This is a genomic window from Vibrio rhizosphaerae, assembly GCF_024347095.1.
Classification (GTDB): domain Bacteria; phylum Pseudomonadota; class Gammaproteobacteria; order Enterobacterales; family Vibrionaceae; genus Vibrio; species Vibrio rhizosphaerae.
Map to the genome: position 1 here is coordinate 872,768 of NZ_AP024903.1, position 20,214 is coordinate 892,981.

The window sequence follows — 20,214 nt, forward strand, 5'->3', positions numbered from 1 at the left end:
GCGAAGGAGACTGAATTGCCCCATTTTCGAGACCAACTTAATCATCTGACCAAAGCTCAATTGAGTGAATTGGTCGTAGCATTACGTGAGGAAGTGTTACAGCTAAGGCCAGATGAAGTTAGTGAAGTGCCTATTTATCAGACCCATTGGCAACAAATATCTCTACCGCAACTTGAAGACGGAGAGATATCTGCTCGGTTGATGATCATTATCCCTTCCCATGAGAGTTTCCCTGAAATATCGATGGAGGACAGTGGCATTCAGGTTGAGTACTTCGTACTGGATACAACTCAGGGGTGGACGCCACAAAACATATCAAGACAACTAGAGGGGCGTCTCGAATATATTGATATATTAATCTTTCTTTTGCCAAATACTTCATTTGATATCTCAGCACCAAAGGCTGCGCAGACGATGTTAGATATTTGGTCGGCAACAATGGCTTTGGCTGCTGTGATCGCAGAGCGGGTCAGTCCTCCCAGATTATGGTTGTTCACGCATTGGGGGCAGTCGTTACCCGAGGATGAACATGAAATTGATACTGTCGCTTCCCCTCTGATTGCTTTAGGAAAATCTTTATCATTAGAGTGTCCTCGGATGTGGGGGGGATGCATCGATTTAGATACGTCAACATTGTCTCTCACCTCTGCGATCGAAGAAGTCTTGTGTGATGCGGGGGATGAAGAGGTCGCCTACCGAGCAGGAATACGCTATATCCCGGAACTTCATCGCTCGACGACGGCTACAAAATCGACCGGTGATATGGTTCGTCTAAAACCGAATGCCACTTATCTGGTCACTGGGGGAATGGGAGGCATTGGGCGTCGGTTGGTGTCGCATCTACTCAATCATGGCGTATCTCGAGTCGTTGTATTTGGCCGGAGAGGGAAAGAGGTACCAGAGATTGAACAAACCTTGAATCATTGGCATCGAATGTACCCGCATGCTGAGATTGATTTGATTTCGGTCGATTTGGGCAACTTGTCAGCAGTGAGAGAAGCGTTAGATGACTTACGTCGGCAGGGACCCGCATTAAAAGGTATTTTTCATGTCGCGGGCAGTAGCCAGCAAGTCGCTTTAAATCATCTGGATATCGACTCGATTGATAGCATGATGCGAGCAAAAGCTGCTGGCGCCTTGTTCCTCGATGTGCTGACAAGAGATGCGGCCCTTGATTTCCAGATTTATTTTTCATCCATATCTGGTTGCTGGGGAACCGCATCGTTGATTCCTTATGCGATGGCGAATCGATTCCTAGATGCTTTGAGTACGTATCGTAATCATCAGGGACACTTCACGAAAAGTATTGCTTGGGGGCCTTGGGCAAATATCGGAATGGTTATTGACCAGCAGCAGGAGTCTTTCAGCCATTTAGGATTGGGTTTGATTGAACCGAATGTCGGTATGGCGATGCTTGGCCGTTTAATGAATACGGTTGGATCTCAGGTTCAGGTGGTTGATGTCGCGTGGCAACGTTACGCTCAGCATCTACCGATGGACAAGCATTTGCGTTGGTTTCGACATTTGATTGGTGGTGCTGAGACCATATACCAACCAGTTGTGGAAAATACAAGTCTTGAAAATTTCTCTGACCCGCAGCAAACGTTGGAGGTCTTGTGTAGCATCGTGAGTGAGTTACTGGGTGAGGTGTTGATTGAGAATGCGGTTTACAAACCGACGCAAGAGATTGGTTTAACATCGATTCTCGGTGTTGAGCTAAGTCAGAGAATCCGTCAGCGGTTTGAAGTGCCATGCCGTCCAACTGTCATTTACGATTATCCGAACCTCTACGAAATGTCAGTCGATATCTCTGAGCAATGGTACAAGCTATATGCTCAGACGATGAAACAGGAAGCAAATGCTCCTACCGTTGAACAAACGCATTCTACCCATACAAACGCACAGGGAAATGAGGCTATCGCTATTGTGGCAATGGCTTGTCAGTTACCCAGTGCTGATAACCCAGAATCCTTATGGACGATGATGGAGCAAGCGCTGAATGATGGCAAAGATGTGATTAATCGCACGCCTGTTCATCGTTTTGATCTGTCCCGTTTTTGTTCGATGAATGATGAATCAGGTAAGGCATTTAACCTTGCTGGGGGATATTTGGACGATATTTCAGGTTTTGACCATGCATGTTTTCAATTGTCTCATAATGAAGCGAAGTTCATGGATCCGCAGCAACGACTAGCGATTGAAACAACGTGGCGGGCCTTTGAAGATGCAGGTATAGAACCGCATCATTTGATCGATGGCACATCGAGTGAGATGGCCGATACGGGGGTGTTTTTTGGGATTGGTCAGAACGAATATGGTCCACTGTGTCGATCAGATATAAGTAGTGAGTACGCAGGGCTGATGCCTACGGGGCAATCGATGAACTTGATTGCAGGGAGAATCTCTCATCTGTTTGGACTCAAGGGGCCGGCGATTGCATATGATACTGCCTGTTCATCTTCTCTTGTTGCGTTAGATGCTGCCGTACGTCACCTTCGTCGTGAATCAGGGAAAATCGCCATTGTTGGTGGTGTGAACACATTAATTGCACCAGAAAGTTTTGTGTTGTTGTCTAAGGCTGGTGCTTTGTCGAAGAGAGGACGAGGATCTGCATTTGATGCATCGGCAGATGGTTATGTCAGAGCCGAAGGTTGTGTTGTGATGGTGCTCAAACGTTTGTCTGATGCTCAAGCGGCCGGAGACAGAATTCATGCGGTGATTCACGGCAGTGCGGTCAATCATGATGGGCGGAGTAGTGGACTGACCGCTCCCAACGGGAGGGCTCAAGAGCAGGTGATTCGTGCCGCATTAAAAGATGCTGAGGTTTCACCCGAACAGGTGACTTTGGTTGAAGCTCATGGGACAGGAACGCCACTTGGCGACCCGATTGAATATCATGCCTTACGTGCTGTCTATACGGATGGAAAGTCGAGGTCTGCGCCTCTGAAATTAGGGACCATCAAGTCATTCATCGGTCATACAGAGTCTGCTTCTGGTTTAGCGGGATTATTAAAACTGGTATTGACCCTGCAAAAGCGAACAATGCCTGGCCAGTTACATTTTAATACGATCAATCCTTATATTGATGCGACGCAGGGGATCGTCATTCCTCGTCAATCTCAGGTACTAGAGGATACGGGGCGATTATTGGGTGCGGTCAGTTCTTTTGGGTTTAACGGGACCAATGCACATGTAATTGTCGAGCGTGGGGAAGGGGGGCATTCCCGCGCCTTGCCAGCCCAACCTTTCCATCGTGTTCGCTGTTGGTATAGTGACCGCCCACTCAATGAAAGTGTCGGACTTGCACAAGCATTTTCTCAGCGCCAGGAACAAGCAACCCAATGGTGTGTTCCTACCAAGTATTATGTTAAGCGGTGGAAAGATGCCGAGGTTGAGTGCCACCAAGCAGCGTCGGAACTGTCAACACTTTCCCATGTGCTACTTGTCTCTCAGAAGGGTGCCGAGCGGTTGTGTCAGCAATGGTATCAAACATTGGTTGCACAAGGTTTGACTATTACGGAAGCAAGTTTCGAACAAGTTCCTTCTTTACAGGGGCGATTTGATAGAACCGTCGTTTGTTTGAATGATGGAGCAGAGTCGACAGAAGATATGTCTACCGCTTCTTGGCAGAACTCGGCCGCGTCTGTTTGGCAAGTCTTACAAGATCTTGTGACAGCACGTTTTGAAAGTGGCCATCTGCTTGTGTGTGAATCCAGTCGGTTGAATCGTGCCTCCACCGGGGGCAATTCCTGCTGGCAGGCAGTTTTATCCTGCTATCGTAAAGAGCGAGCTGATTTTTCAGCGACACTGGTTTCATGCAATGCTGAATTGTCTGACTGCTTACCACAGTCTATGACATGGTTGCTCACGACAAAAGAAACGGAGTGTTACCTCTCAGCAAATCAAGCTTATATCCCACGACTGACAGAGCTTCCTCCGTTTTCAGCGAATTACATGCCAATTCTGTCGGCACAACATAGTTACATTGTGACAGGGGGAACGGGGGGAGCGGGCGCAAGTCTCATCCAATGGCTGTTACGTTGTGGAGCACGACATATCATTAATCTGAATCGACGTCCTCCTGATGAGGCGCAAACAGTATTGTTGCAGCAATGGTGTCGCGATTTCAATGCAAGCATTCAAACGGTCAGGGGGGATGTCTCCAATTTTGCTACCTTACAAGGTGTGCTGGAGAACACACTCGCAAAAGCGCCTCCATTGAATGGTATTTTCCATTGTGCGGGTGTGCTGGAGCAAAATTTGTTTGAACAGCATACCTGGTCACAAGTTGAAGAAATGTTGCATGCGAAGCATCAAGGGACTCTCAATCTTCATAGAGCGACCCTCGATCAACCATTACAGTATTTTGTCGTGTTCTCTTCATTGGTGTCATTGCTAGGTCAGAGTGGTCAGTCAGGTTATGCCTTTTCGAATGCGATGGCAGAGAAGGTCATCCTACATCGCCGTACTCAGAATTTGCCCGGACTGGCCATTCAATGGGGGCCTTGGGCTGGTGGTGGCATGGCCAGTCGGGCGGGAAAAGGATTAGCAGCACACTATCGACAAATGGGTGTCTCGATGTTGGAGGAGGAGAGCTACCTCCACGCGCTAGGGGGGGTATTGGCGAGTGCTACCGAACCTGAGTCTTTGCCACCGGTTATTGCGATTGGTGATATTGACTGGCAGCGTTATTTATCGACCACAATGGCACCGCTGCCATTGTGCGAAGACTTACATTCAGTCGAGACCGGACTGTTGCATGATCAAACCGAAAATGATGAACCGGATGAAAGTTTATCATCTTCTCTATCGAAGGTTGCTCCTGAACGCCGCATGCGTTTGCTGAAAGAGCGCCTTAAGCAGATTGTAAGTGAGTGTCTTGACCAGAATGCCCCTCAATTAATTGAGGATTTTGAAGGCTTTAGTGCGCTCGGGATCGACTCACTTCATTCTATGATTCTCCATAAAAAACTAGAAAAAGAACTGGGTTGTCCGTTGCCCCAAACCATCGCCTTCGATTATCCGACTATTACTGCACTATCAAGTTTCCTTGCCAAACATCAACTGGGTTCGTTGTTTGTCCATACACCTTCAATGGCGCAAGAAGAGCATGAGACTGATGAGATGGTGAATTATAGCGAAGATGAGCTGGCACGGATTTTACACGAAGAGATTGAACGTCTGGAGGAAACCTCGTGACGGCAAACAATAAAGATGTGCTGCTGCAATCGATTAAAACGATTAAAGCGCTCAAAAATCGACTTGCACAATATGAAAAAAATCACCAAACAGATATTGCAATCATTGGTATTGGCTGCCGATTTCCCGGAGGGGTCCGTGATCTCTCGTCATTCTGGAATCTGTTAGATGCCGGTAAAAGTGGTGTCATTGAAGTTGGCAACGACCGATGGAGTAATCAGCAGTTTGTTGATTCGGATTATGATGCGGTCGGTAAATTAGTCTCTCCCTATGCCGGGTTACTGGAACGCATTTATGACTTTGATGCTGAATTCTTTGGTTTGTCAGCGGTTGAGGCAGAAAACCTTGACCCGCAGCAACGGCTGTTGCTGGTTCAAAGCTGGGAAGCATTAGAAGATGCCGGTTATGATATACATGCATTGCGGGGGAGTGATACGGGAGTTTTTGTCGGTATTGGTAGCCAAGATTATGGCATGGCACTATCGGCTGATGTTCAACATGCGAATGCTTATATTGCATCGGGCAATTCGCCAAGTATGGCTGCCGGACGTTTATCATATTTCTATGACTTTACTGGGCCAACGATGTCAATCGATACGGCTTGCTCTTCTTCTCTTGTTGCTGTGAATGAAGCTTGTCGGCGCTTACAGGATCATCATTGTCAATTGGCGCTGGCTGCGGGCGTGAATGCTGTTCTGACCCCACATTCCGGGGTGAATTTTTCACGGGCACGAATGTTGACTTCAGAACGCGATTGCCATGTATTTGATGCGCGTGCAAAGGGTTATGTTCGAGGTGAAGGCTGCGGTGTTGTCGTACTCAAACGATTGTCAGATGCTTTACAAGATGGAGATCGTATCCATGCGGTGATCAAAAGTGTCGCGATCAACCATGATGGTCATAGTAGTGGATTGACTGTTCCGAATGGTTCGGCTCAGGAAGCGGTGATTCAATCAGCACTTGCTCAGGCCAATCTCAGAGCAGAGGACATCCAATATGTTGAAGCTCACGGCACAGGAACCAGTTTGGGTGACCCGATAGAGGCACGTGCATTGGCATCCGTTTTTTCTTTAGGACATGACGCGCAGTTGCCAATTCATGTCGGGAGTGTCAAAGCTAACTTAGGGCATTTGGAAGCCGCCTCGGGCATTGCCAGTCTGATTAAAGCCGCTCTTATCGTCAGTCGTTCAGAAGCCCCCCCACAACGCGGATTCGAGCAAATTAACCCGAAGATCGACTGGGATAGTGATGTTTTTCGTATTCCTCTGACAACCGAAAAACTGAGCTGCCCTGATGGGGCAAGCGTGAGTGCTGGTATTAGTAACTTTGGTTTTAGTGGAACCAATGTTCATGCCATTGTGTCTGCTGTATCGGTCAATAAAGAGGTACATGCGGACAAGACGGATACATCGATGACGGGGCCAGTGGTACTTGCCTTGAGTGCGAAAACATCTGGAGCGCTACATCGTCATGTCGAAGATATGATTCGCTACCTTGGGAGCCAGTCGACACAAACCTTACCCACTGTGAGTTACACCTCGACTTGTCGACGGGCAGCTTTGTCTGAACGAATTGCTGTTTGTGGGGCTGACCCCGATGAGTTGATCAAAGCATTACAAGAAGCGATGCGAGGAAGAGTGTCTTCTATGCAACGCAATCCCATCGTGCTGGTTTTGTCAGGAGAGGATGATCCAGACCAATTACGTGAACTCATTTCAACAGAGAAGCATGAAGACATCGTGACAGGCTCTTGGTCTCAGGAAACTGAGCATGTTCGATTGCATCGTGGTTTACTCGAGCAACTCGCACATTATGGTGTTTACCCTGATCAGATTTTGGCGGAAGGCATTGAACCTGCGTATATTCATGCCTGGTTGACAGGGACAGAAGCGCCTACACAACAACCTTATTTGATACGGTCGTCAGCAGCACCTGATGTTTGGCTGATTGGGCCGAATGCGACTCTACAACTGGAGCAACCAGAAGATATGGCTGCGGCAATGTCGTCATCTCTTGTCTTAGGGCAAAGATGCCCTGATTTTCTGGACAAGGATAAGTGTGAGTTTCAGGTATTGGCGGGTCAGAAAACATTATCTCCTGCACTGGCTAAACTATTTTCCGCAGGTGTGGCGATTCAGTGGTCATCTTGTTATTCCCAAAAGTATGCTGTGATTGACGATTTTCCGAAGCGTCAATTTGACTATAAAACATTCAAGTCCCCTCGGGTTGATTGCATACTACACAAAAAAAATATGCTCAGGTCTGATATTCATCCAATGGTCACGCATAAACTCAGTCAACCGAATGAGATGTTGACCTATGAATTGGATGCAGAGACACCATGGCTCGATTTCATTGAACAGCATCGTGTTCAGGGGCATCGAATTTTACCTGCCTCATTATTAATCGAACTCATGCATCATTTAGCGGCAGATGCGCTGGATGTTGCTCAGTTACAGTTGTCAGCAATCGAGTTTTTCCATCCCGTTGATCTTGATTTAGCTGATAGGTCATACCTTGCTCAGGTTCAACGACACCCCTCTGATGGGGGAACACCACAAGTCGATATCGTTTTGTGGAGTCGTGGTTCGACAGTTCGAGATAAAGATTGGATTCGTCATGCAAGTGCAAAATGTACCCCTCGAACAGAATCAGTTGTGTCCATAATTGACCTAGAGTCCTTCCACGTTGCTGATGAGTATCGCTGGGATATTCTAGATGTTGATCAATTGTATGCGCAGCATCATGAAGCCGGGGTGATATTAGGGGAACAATTCCGGGGCGTAAAACAGTTGAAGTCAAATACCAATGTGCTGGAAGGTCAAGTTGTCCTTGAAAAAGCAGATCTGGCCGAATCGACGACATTATTTACCCTGTTACTTGATAGTTGTTTCCAGATTAGCGGTGGCCAGCCAGAAACGAACTCTGACGTTCATTTGCTTGCGTCTCTGGGAAATGCAGTATTTGAAACGGATTTACCATCGAGCTTAATTGTGCGGATGTTATCGAAACCAAGTAATGATGGGCGTTGTTTTGATGTATTGATTACCCAGCAAAATGGGCAAGTTGTGGGGGCTTTTTCTGATGTCTTCTTTAAACGATTGCCGAAAGCTTCAACGCATTCAACAGCAGTTCAGTCAACCTCTGAATGGTTGTCTCCTGCTCAATGTTTTTATTCTCAGACCTGGCAACGATCATCTTGGAAAACAGAGGGGGGGGCTGAACCCACTAGCTTTTTATCTCCTTCTGCTTTATTTCAGAATGTTGAAACAGCTGATTTTTGGGCAGAGCGATTTGGATTGGAAACTTATAATGCTTATCGGCAAGGTGTTGAGCAGTTCTGTTTAAAAGCTGTTGTCAAAACATTCCGAGAATTGGGATATGTTGACAACATTTCTCTTCCGAAAGCATTGGCCCAATGCCGGATTCATGAGTCTCAGCAGAAACTGTTTTCTCACCTTTGGCACTTGTTGAAAAAGACAGGCCAAGAGGCCTCGGTTGCTGATGAGCTAGCCCATATAGATTGGACACAACTTTCCGTATCTTATCCCGAGTACGACTCGGAAACCATATTCATGCAACACTGTGTCTCTGCTTTAAGAGGTGTACTGCTGGGTGAACAAGACCCATTGGATATCCTATTCCGGGATACATCAATGGTTGGTAGTGATGCTGTTTATTTGAATTCCCCCATTTCTAGGGCGCTCAATGCGCAGCTTGGGCAGATGGTAGCGGCCTTGAGTGCAAAGCGTCCGTTAAGGATTTTAGAAATTGGAGCAGGAACTGGAGGAACAACGAAAAGTGTACTTGAGGCTTTGCATGACCTCCCTGTTGAGACTTACTGCTTTACGGATATCTCATCATTATTTCTTAAAAGGGCGGAGGAGATATTCCAGAACCATTCCTTCATGGAATTCCAAATTTTAGATATCGAACAACCGATTGCCGAGCAATTATTTGAAGCTGGGACTTATGATCTCATCATTGCAGCAAATGTCCTGCATGCAACACGCTCTATCTCTCAGACACTGGGACACGTTCGAGAGTTGCTCGCCCCTGATGGATACTTGTTGTTACGGGAATGTATTTCACAACAGTTGGCTGCCGATTTGAGTTTTGGGATGACAGAAGGTTGGTGGCGTTTTGAAGACACGATGCTACGCCCTGATTATGCGGTGATGAGTGCTGAACAATGGGAGCAGCAACTTTTAGAACACGATTTTTCTTACGCTCAGTCTATCCTGCCTCATCCAATGAGCGCTGAAGCGCTCATTGTGGCTCAAGCTGAAAATTGTTCCGAACAGGAACAATGGCTTTTAATTCAAGATGGTCAGGCGCAAATCTGGGTCGAAGAGCTTAAGCAACAAGGCGCTTTGTGTGAATGTCTTTCTTGGAAAGATATCATGAGTGGTGTCAAGTTACCCGCACAATACTCGCCAGATTACCTTGTTTGTTTTCCTCCGGATACTGAAGACAGTCCAGACATCGTTGAAGCGAGTATACAGTGTGCTGAATCAACGATGTCACTGTGCCGTCATTTATTTGAAGACAAACGTTTTTATCAAACCCGTGTCTGGGGGGTGACGACACAAGCCGAAAAAGTGTTGCCGTCGGATCCACTCACAGGACTTGGCCAATCGACCATGACGGGAGTGATGAAAAGTGCAGCATTAGAATACCCAGGTCGGATTGGCGGTGTGATTGATTGTGAAAAACTGTGCGGTGATCAAGACAGAGTATCGATGATTCAACAAATGTTGTCCCATATTCGGCAGCCAGGACATTTACGCTATATCGCGATCAGAGCTAATCAACCCTATCAGCCATTATTGTTGCCTGACATAGCCAAAGAAGAAGGGGCTATGTCTAATTCGATAGTTCAAAGCCTCTGTGCTGGAGGTGCTGTGCTCATCACGGGTGGTTTTGGTGGCATTGGAACTGCGTTGACGAATGCTTTAGGGGCATTTATGAAGTCAAATGGAAATTATCCTACAGGACAAAATACAAAAGGTACTTTGGTCTTGGTTAGCCGTCATATCGAAGGCAGCTCTCAACAAACTCAGGTACATGCTTTGGAAAACATGGGTTTTAGAGTGCTAGCGATTGAAGCGGATTTGAGTATTCCCGCTCAAGTCGATGATGTCTTCGAACAGATAGAAGCCCAATCTCTCCATCTTGAACATTTAATTCATACCGCGGGTATCGGTGGTGATCAGATGATTCGTGAAAGTCAGTCGGGTGATTTAAGAGAGGTGGTGTTATCCAAGCTAGCAAGCACTTGGTATCTGCATCAACGCGCACCAAGGGATCTTAAAACATTCTTAGTTCTCTCTTCGATGGTTGGGCTATGGGGGGCTAAAGGGAAAGCACACTACGTGTTTGCGAATCATTTTGCTGATCGTGTAATACAGCTTCGTCGTTCGCTAGGGCTTGCTGGCTCTGTTGTCCAGTTGGGACCTGTGGATGCCGGAATGTTAAATCTTGCGGGTAAGGAAGCGGCACTGCGGGTTGGTGTTCGAAGTTTCAAAGTGCAGGACATCGCAAAGATGCTCATTGGTGAATTGCGAGCTGCTGAGTGTGCGATTTTAGACATTGATTGGCGCATCTTTAAACCTTTCTATCGAGGAAGTTGGTTGCAGTCCTATTTTGAGAAACTTGGTTTGAGAAGTTATCGCAGTGATGCCTCTGTTATGACTCATGCTGATGAATATTCATTCTCAAATCGTTTTATGGCACAACCAGTCGCGAAGCGTCGAAAATTTGTTGAGGCAGAATTGTTCAGTATTTTGCGAGATGTGTTGGGATTAAGCGGTGACATCAAAAGTTATCTGGAAACAGGGTTTCATGAACTCGGGATGGATTCGTTATTAACGATGTCTTTTGCAGAAAAGGTTGCAGGCATGTCTGGAAAAGAAGTGTCGTCTATTGATGTTTTGGACAATGCAAATCTTCAACGCTTGAGTCAGTGGTTATTTGACCAATTCAAACATCAACTAGAGAAGACCGATGTGACACAGAAAAATGGACAGCATATTTCTTCTGTGTTCAACGCGTCTCAACCGCAGGACTCCGTTACATCTGGAGTCACTTTGGAACAGATAGAGCATGAATTAAAAGCCATGCAAGAAACATTGGAGGATATCTGATGGACCAGACGCATGAATTACTCTTAGCCAGACAGAATGCATTGATAAAACAGAGTCGTGAGAAGATCCGTGCTTTGTCAGCACAGATTAATCAACCGATTGCGATTGTAGGGATGGGGTGTCGTGTTCCCAGTGCAGATAATGTTGAAGCATTATGGGAATTGCTTCAACAAGGTGACGAGGCTATATCGGAGGTGCCATTGACGCGTTGGGACATCGATGATTATTACGATCCGAACCCTGGGACACCAGAAAAAACCTATAGCCGTCGTGCTGGTTATCTGTCAGATATTGAGCAATTTGACGCGAGATTTTTTGGTATTTCTCCGCGAGAAGCCCGTCAAATGGATCCACAACAGCGTTTATTAATGGAAGTCAGTTATCATGCACTTGAGAATGCAATGATATCTGCTGAGCGTTTACGGAATGAAGCCGTCGGTGTTTTTGTTGGGATTAGCTCGAGTGAATACGGTGCAATGACCTTTTCAGGGGATCGTGATGCGAGCCCTGATGCCTACTCGATTACAGGTACATCGTTGAACTCAGCGGCAGGGCGGCTCGCTTACTACTACGGTTTTAATGGTCCGGCCTTAGCAATTGATACGGCGTGCTCTTCCTCTTTGGTTGCAATTTATCAGGCTTGTCGAAGTCTCGTGAATCAGGAATGCCATACAGCTTTGGCTGGCGGGGTGAATACTTTATTGAGTCCCGGACCAACGGTTGCATTAGCGCAAAATAAAGTACTGAGTGCCAGTGGTCATTGCAGTCCATTTAGTCATGATGCTGATGGATTGGTGCGAGGTGAAGGATGTGGCGTGCTTGTGCTCAAGAGACTTGAAGATGCCGTGGCAGAGAAATGCCAAATACTAGCTGTCATTCGTTCTGGGCATGTCAACCAAGATGGTGCCAGTAGTGGCTTAACGGTTCCGAATGGTTATGCACAACAATCTTTAATCAAGACGGCATTGAAGGTTGCCCAAGTGGACCCGGCGGCAATTCAGTATGTTGAAACACATGGTACTGGGACAGAGCTAGGGGATCCGATTGAAGCGAAGGCACTACGACAGGCACTGTGTCAAGAGCAGGTAAGACAATCGCCACTTTTGATTGGCTCAATTAAAGCGAATATCGGTCACCTTGAGGCCGCGAGTGGGGTCGCTGGGGTGATAAAAGTCGTATTGGCCTTGAAACATCACATGTTGCCAAAACAAATCAATGTGGCACAAAAATCCACATTGATTTATTGGGGGGATGATTTAGATATTGTCAACAATTCGACCCCATTGACCTATGACCCTGAGCACCCGTTTTATGCGGGAGTGAGCAGTTTTGGTTTTAGTGGCACCAATGCCCACCTTATTCTTCAGGACCCGGTCAGTGCTGTTGTTGATGTGGAGGCTCCGCAAACAATCTCTCCTGTTCTTGAAAAGTCGACCTCAGAATCTCATGCTTTTCTTGGTATTTCGGCTAAAGATCCACAAGCCTTAAAATTATTGCTGCAAGACTACAGTGAGTATTTTGCCTCAGAAAGAGACTGGCAAGGGGCTTGTGCTGCTGTTAACGCAGGGCGCAGTCAATATCCGTATCGTGCCGGTTTTGTTGCGACAGATCGTCAAACGCTGGTATCTCAACTGAAAGCTGCCAGCCATAATGAGGATGTAAGGGAACCCTCACTGCCACCGCTTGTTACATGGCTTTTTACGGGGCAGGGCTCGCAGTATGTTCAGATGGGAAAGGTTCTGTTTGAAACCCAGCCGGATTTTCGACGGTGGTTAGAACACGCTGACGCGGCTATTCAACCTCACCTTGGTCGTTCAATTCTATCTGTAATCTGGCATGAAGCTGCTCAACTCAATGACACTCAGTATACTCAGCCGGCCATATTCTGTTTGCAGTATGCTCTTGCTCAATTTTTGTCGACACGTGTTGGGATGCCCCAATATGTGTTGGGACACAGTATCGGCGAATATGCCGCAGCGGTTGTCGCTGGTATCTTCGATTTGGATGATGCTGCTCGGATGATCGTTGCTAGAGGACGATTAATGGTTGAACGTTGTTCCCCCGGGGGAATGATGGTCGTTTTTGCGGATCGCCAACAAGTAGAGGAATTGTTAACGCATAGCCGTCAAGATGTGAGTTTAGCCGTTGTAAATGGTCCCAAAAACCACGTGCTATCTGGTTCAGGGGAGGCCATTCAGCATTTGGCTCAGATTGCTGGGAAACGCGACATTCGGTGTGTTTCATTGCCGGTTTCTCATGCTTTTCATTCATCGATGATGACCCCTATGTTGCGTGAATTCGAAGCCGTTGTGCAACAGACTAATTTTAATCGTCCGCAGATTAGCTTTATTTCTACTGCGTTGGGACGTTCCGTCGATGAAGAATTATTAGATTCATCCTATTGGGTCTCTCAGGTCAGCGGGGCTGTTCTGTTTGAACAGGCCATTGCGGCCCTGACGGCAGAACCGGATTGGCAGGATGCCTCTTCTCGTTTGTGTGTAGAGTTAGGGCCACATAGACAACTGATTGATATGGCAAGAATGTTACCTGATACGTCAGATGCTCAATGGTTGAATATGCTCCAAAGTGGGAATAACCATCATGTCTGCTATGAAACGATGCGTTCTCTATACCTTGCTGGCCTACCGTTTCAATGGCCAGAAATTTCCGCCTATAAGAGTTCACAGCCTTTGCCGCAGTATCCGTTTATTCGGCAACCATATTGGTTAGAGGGAGAACGACGCAGAAACGTTGCTTCAGCAAACTTAGACTACGATGTGGTATGGAATCATGTGTTGTTCAGTCAGGCAGGAGACACATATTTAAAATCAGAGAATGAGCAGAATAATTTTTGTTTAGTATGCACGGAACAAGAGTGTCAATTGGCTGCAGCTTTATCGAATTCAATGGCTCAGATTGGGACAGAATGTCAAATTGTGGCACCGAAAGCTTTGATTCAAGACGGGAGTGCCCTTGATCATTGTCATTCAGTGATTTTATATATGCCAGACGGACAAGCTCCGCCTGAATCGCAAACATGTTTTGAAACATTGTCGTTGATTGTACAAATGACTCAAGACCGAGTGGCTCGTACTCCCAGGTTAGTCATTGTGGTTGATAGTGGCGAACAAGGTTATAGGCCATTGGCTTCTGGTCTTGCCGGACTTTGCCGCACCGTGCGTGAAGAAACATCATTCGATCTGACGTTGATTGGTTTGGATGATCGCTTAGACGTGACACGCCGGGCTCAGATGTTAGCTGCCGAAATTCATACGCCTCGTTGTGGCGATTGGGAGAGACGCCTTGTGGATGATCAGGTTCTGGTTCCCCGGTTGGTCTCTGCATCTCAAACCGATACGCATCAGCGATCCCGGGTGAATGTTCACCCAGAACGGAGCTATCTCGTGACCGGGGGAACGGGGACTTTAGGACGCTTATTTGCGGAGATGCTTCTCGAGCAAGGTGCGAAAGATCTAATCCTCTTGGTTCGCCAGACAGAGCATCATGTACTGAATGAATTAAGAACGAAATCGACGTCTTTGGGGGCTCGTCTTAGTGTCTATGGTGTTGATTTGACTGATGGTGATGCAATTCAGAACGTTTTTGAAGTGTTGAAGAATACTCATCTGCCTTTGGCCGGCATCATTCATGCTGCTGGGCAATTGTCGGATGCCGCTTTCAATCAATTGAATGCAGAATCGTTTGCGCGTGCATTTGATGTTAAGGCTGTCGGTGGGTGGTGGCTTGACCGACTGAGTGAAGATATGCCGCTGGACTTTTTTGTCATGACATCCTCGATTGCATCGGTGTTGGGGGCGGTTGGACAAGCCAATTACGCATCCGCGAATGGTTATCTTGATGGTCTCGCATTACAACGATATGAGCAAGGTAAGCCTGTCATGAGCATCCGTCTGGGGGCCGTTGCTGACACTGGTATGACAGCACATGACGATGTGAAACGCCAGCTCCGTCGTATGGGGATCAAGCCGTTGCCTTTGTCTGTCATTCGACACCGGTGTGCAGCATGGTTGGGGGCGTCATCACCATTGTCGATGTTAGCAGAGATTGATTGGCCCAGAGTTCGAGCCCGGGAAGGGGAGACTGCACGCCCATTCTTGACGGAGATGTTGCCGCCCATAAATGGCGCAATAACCCAGTCAATGTCCTCATCTCTATCCGGAAATAAGGGGAAATGCCAACGCGAACAGATTGAAACTATCGTGATCGATACGATTGCTGCGATTCTCGGTATATCTGAGTCTGACCAGATCGGAAAAATGGACACGCTCAATGCGCTGGGTATGGACTCAGTCACTTTGGTTGAATTACGTGAACAATTGCAATTGCAACTTGGGGCGGAGATTCCGACAAGGTTCTTGTTTGACTTTCCACAAGTGGGCAAGCTTATTCGGCATTTACAGATTGAACTCCATGATCATGACAATCAACAGCGTGCGACAGAGGGGTATGATAGTACGTCTGAGACGCTGCCCGCAGAGTCTGATGAGCAAGCAAGTCGTCGGGATATTGCGATTGTTGGTATCGCTTGTCGTTTCCCTGGTAGTGTGAACTCCCCTGAAGCGTTTTGGTCAGCGTTGAAGGAAGGGAGAGATTTAGTCGGGGAGATTGATGCACTTCGTTGGGATGTTCGATCATTGATGCGTCAAGGGCAGCTAGTCACGGCACGTGCTGGTATTATCGATCACTTGGATGCTTTCGACTGTGGTTTGTTTGGTATTACGCCGCGTGAAGCGCAGTGTATGGATCCACAACAACGATTATTGTTGGAGGCCGGGTGGGAAGCCCTGGAGCGCGCGGGGTACGATTTTTCAGCCACCGATGTGCTGGGGGGGATATTCATTGGTCCTGGTCCTGATGATTATGCGAAGCGATTTCCGACGGATGCAGCGACCTTATCTCATCACCATAGCACAGGAAATGCATTAAGTGTTACTGCTGGGCGTTTAGCCTTCACTCTGGATTGGCAAGGGCCAACATTGGCGGTGGATACAGCATGTTCTTCATCACTAATGGCTGTACATCTCGCAACTCAGGCTTTACGTCAAGGTGAATGCAGTATTGCGCTTGCGGGGGGCGTGAATTTGCTGTTGTCACCAGAAACATCTGTTTTACTTTCTAAAGGGAGTATGTTAGCGCCTGATGGGCGTTGTAAAACATTTGATGCCAAGGCGAATGGATATGTCCGCAGTGAAGGGTGTGGTCTTGTTGTTCTTAAATGCTTAAAAGATGCCGTTGCTGATGGGGATGATGTCATCGCAGTGATTCGAGGATCTGCTTCCAATCAGGATGGTCACAGTCAAGGACTTACCGCACCCAATGGACAGTCGCAACAACGTGTTTTGCGTCGAGCTTTACGGGATGCTGCGGTTGACCCCACGCAGGTTGAACTGTTGGAAGCGCATGGGACGGGAACACCGTTGGGTGATCCCATTGAAATGTCAGCAGCGCAAGCTGTTTATGCAGAGAGGCTGTCTCGTCATTCCCCGTTATGGGTATCGTCTGTCAAAACAAATATGGGACATGCGGAAGCAGCGGCAGGCATTGCCGGACTTATAAAAACAGCGCTTTGTTTGTACCATCAGACGATTGTGCCCCATCTACATTTGGCGCAATTGAATCCAGAAATTCAGCTCGACGACACGGTTCGTATCCCAGACACAACACAGCCATGGCCACATGATGGTACTGAGCGTTATGCAGCCGTGAGTTCATTTGGTTTCAGTGGGACAAATGTCCACATGATATTGCAATCTGCACCTGAAAGAGCCTCTATATCTACAAAGAGGGATACACCAGATGGTTTACGAATCTCAGCCGCGACAAAAGTTGCACTCAACGACATGATGCATGCTTATCTTGATAGATTGGTTGTGCTACCTGCAAAACAATATGAAGATTTTTGCCAGCAGAGTTGGCGTCGTGCTGAGTTGGCGCATACAAGGATATTTGCAGCTGCGCCGCAGGGGGAGATGATTGCTGAACTTCGCTCAATATTGGAAAGTTCACACACGGTAACAAGTGTGGGACACCAAACGTCGGCTCTGTCGATGCTGGGCGGATCTTTACCGTGTTATCCATTCCAGCGGCAACATTTCTGGCAACCACTCTCAGCTGTTCGAAAAGAACGCTCCAACGCAGTTAATCTGGGCGTGAGATTGGGCCCCAGAAGCGCAACGAAGGTGGTTTATGCCGTTGATTACCTGAATCAGCCCCCTTTCAATCTCGAAGACCATTTGGTCCATAACGAATTTGTGGTACCAGCCGCTGCACATTTAGCCCTGATTATTGGCATGCTCAGGGATTTGCGCGGGAGTTGTTGCTGGGAAGTTTTAGATGTTTTATGTGAGGGAACATTCATCCCTGATGCAGAGACAGAAGTGGCCTTGTATGAGTTTACGACGATCACTGAAGATGAAGGCGAAGCGTTCAGCATTGAAGTTCTAAGTGAACACTCTGAGGGGATCCGGACACACTTGCGAGCTAGAGCAAAATCGACGGAGACTCAAGCTGCTTCTATCGTGATTCCAGTGTCGAATCCACCATTAACTGAAATCAATGCAGCCACTTTTTATGATGAACTTTATTCTTCAGAAATTGCCTTGTCTCATGAATTTCGCAGTATTGTGTCGATCCAACAGTTTGTTGGCTACTCGAAGTCAGAAATGCGTTGGTATGCAGGTGATTCAGGGCCATTAGTGCCGGGAGAGCTCGATTCACTATTACAAACGATCGCTTTGGCGACAAAGGCTGAACAGCCAGGCACTAGTCATATGAGCGGGGCGACAATTCCCGTTACTATTGATAGATTACTTGTGGCATCTCTGGGAGATAGAGAGGCGGTCCCAAACTTGCCATTTATCTGTCAGACCCGTCTCAATAAAGAAGATCGTGGCGCTGCTTTTGTCCATGACATCGCTTTGTCGGTCGAAGGGGAACAACCATTTCTGAGTATTGAGGGATTATGTACTCGGTGGGTGAGTGCGCAGCAGATCAAACCGATCAGAGCTTCTTCTGCTTATCTGAATGAAGCGTGGGTGGCTGAACCTTTGGCGACGCCATTGACACCATCGGAAGAGGGGGCGCCAATTTATGTTTTGTTAAACACGGTCGAAGATGAAATTGACCCTGATTTCGCATCTGCTTTAGCACCGCTGAACATACTGCATCACCCTACGACTCAGGTGGTTGAACAAACGTGTCGTGAACGACATGAAAGTCATGATGTTGTTTTGATTTACTGTTTATCTCAATATGATCCGCATGGCAGCGTAGCAAACAGCGACGGGATGCAAGGGATGATGGCGCTTGTCTCTGCCGTCAGATACGCTCATAACCTTAGTGAAACCTTGTTTGACTCTGGTATAGCAACACGTTTTCAGGTGCTTTCAAAAGAACATGCCCATCCAATTGGCAAAGTAAGTGGTTCTCCTTTGTTTGGGTTTGCATCGGGACTTTGTAAATCACTGAGCCTTGAATGGTCAAATTGCTCTGTCGGAATGCTCGATGTGGATACGTTATCATTGCAGCAAAACGCAACCCTTTTGGAAAATGAATGGTGTCAAATGCCATTGAGTTGGGTCTGCTATCATCAAGAACACCGCTATGTTCGACGGATTGGGGAATTTGCTGGCGAGGAGATTGTTGGGAAGAATGCTTTTCATTGTCGTGACACGGGGCTTTACCTGTTGACAGGAGGATTGGGGGCACTCGCTTTGGAGACATGCAAATGGCTTCTAAGTCATGGCGCAAGACGCTTCCTCTTGCTAGGACGACGTGCTGAAAATGAGCAAATCAGTCAACGATTGCAAGAACTTCATGACACATTTAATGCTCAGTTCGAGTATAGAGCCTGTGATGTCTCTGACAGGACGGCTTTAGAGACGTTGCTTGCTGAGGAACAGATTTCTGACTCGCTGTGTGGCATTTTCCATTGTGCTGGGACGCTGTCTGATGGGGCTTTCTCTTCCTTAACTGATGATGACTTCGCTCATGTTATGCGTAGCAAGGTCATTGGAAGCTGGAATTTACATACATTAACTCAGGACATGTCGCTTGATTGTTTTGTTCTGTATTCATCATTGGCTTCGTTACTGGGGGCAGCAGGACAAAGTAATTATGCCGCTGCAAACGGTTTTATGGATCAGCTTGCGCATTATCGACATGCTTTAGGCTTACCAGCACTGGCGCTCAATTGGTCTGGCTGGGACGAAATCGGTATGGCAGCAGGAAAGACATCAGAGACTGGGCTGCGTTTATTGAATCCAGCGAGAGCGATTATGGATTTGGAACGCTTGATGTCATCTGATGTGATTCAAGCGGGGGTCATTGATGTGGATTGGTCCATCTTTAGCGCGCTTGGGCATCGACCGATACCCGGGTTTGTTCAACATTGGATAGAAAGTCATCAGGTTGACCAAACGGATACCGACAATGAGAAAGAAGACAATAGCGTTAATCTGTTGGAAGAACTTCGAGCGCTTCCATCAATGGCTCGACTTGATTCTGTTAAAAGCTATTTACGTCAAATTACAAGAAAGATCATGAAGTTGGATGAAGAGAGTGAACTGGATGACCAAAAGCCATTTCAAGACTTTGGATTTGATTCTTTGATGTCCATTGAACTGAAGCAAAAGCTATATAAAAAGTTGCGTATAAGAGTACCTGCAACTCTGATATTTGACTATCCCAATGTAGAAAGTCTAGCAACCTATATTATGCAAACACTAGAACCGGACTGTGAGTCAACAGAGAAGCCATTGCCGGATACAAATAAGCATATGGATGAGCTGGATGAAGAGCAACTCGCACACATACTGGAAACACTGCTGTAAAGGAGTATTCACTTGAA

3 protein-coding genes are annotated in these 20,214 nt (G+C 47.0%); all 3 read left to right on the plus strand.

Going from position 1 to position 20,214, the window contains the following annotated elements:
* Positions 1-15: 15 nt before the first annotated feature.
* The 3 genes from OCV37_RS03990 to OCV37_RS04000 are packed head-to-tail and all read left to right on the plus strand — an operon-like array spanning position 16 to position 20,197.
* Positions 16-5,199, plus strand: coding sequence for an SDR family NAD(P)-dependent oxidoreductase (locus OCV37_RS03990; RefSeq protein ID WP_169739370.1), 5,184 nt, complete (start codon positions 16-18; stop codon positions 5,197-5,199).
* A complete protein-coding gene (locus OCV37_RS03995) occupies positions 5,196-11,345 on the plus strand; it encodes an SDR family NAD(P)-dependent oxidoreductase (RefSeq protein ID WP_051680625.1) in 6,150 nt (2,049 codons plus the stop codon). The genes OCV37_RS03990 and OCV37_RS03995 overlap by 4 nt, the downstream gene beginning before the upstream one ends.
* Positions 11,345-20,197 carry a type I polyketide synthase gene (locus tag OCV37_RS04000; RefSeq protein WP_038182349.1) on the plus strand — a complete coding sequence of 2,951 codons (8,853 nt, stop codon included), beginning with the start codon at positions 11,345-11,347 and terminating at the stop codon, positions 20,195-20,197. The genes OCV37_RS03995 and OCV37_RS04000 overlap by 1 nt, the downstream gene beginning before the upstream one ends.
* Positions 20,198-20,214: the final 17 nt, after the last annotated feature.

Excerpts from the sequence above, each read along its gene's own strand:
- OCV37_RS04000 (WP_038182349.1), top strand. The coding sequence starts at position 11,345 with ATGGACCAGACGCATGAATTACTCTTAGCCAGACAGAATGCATTGATA.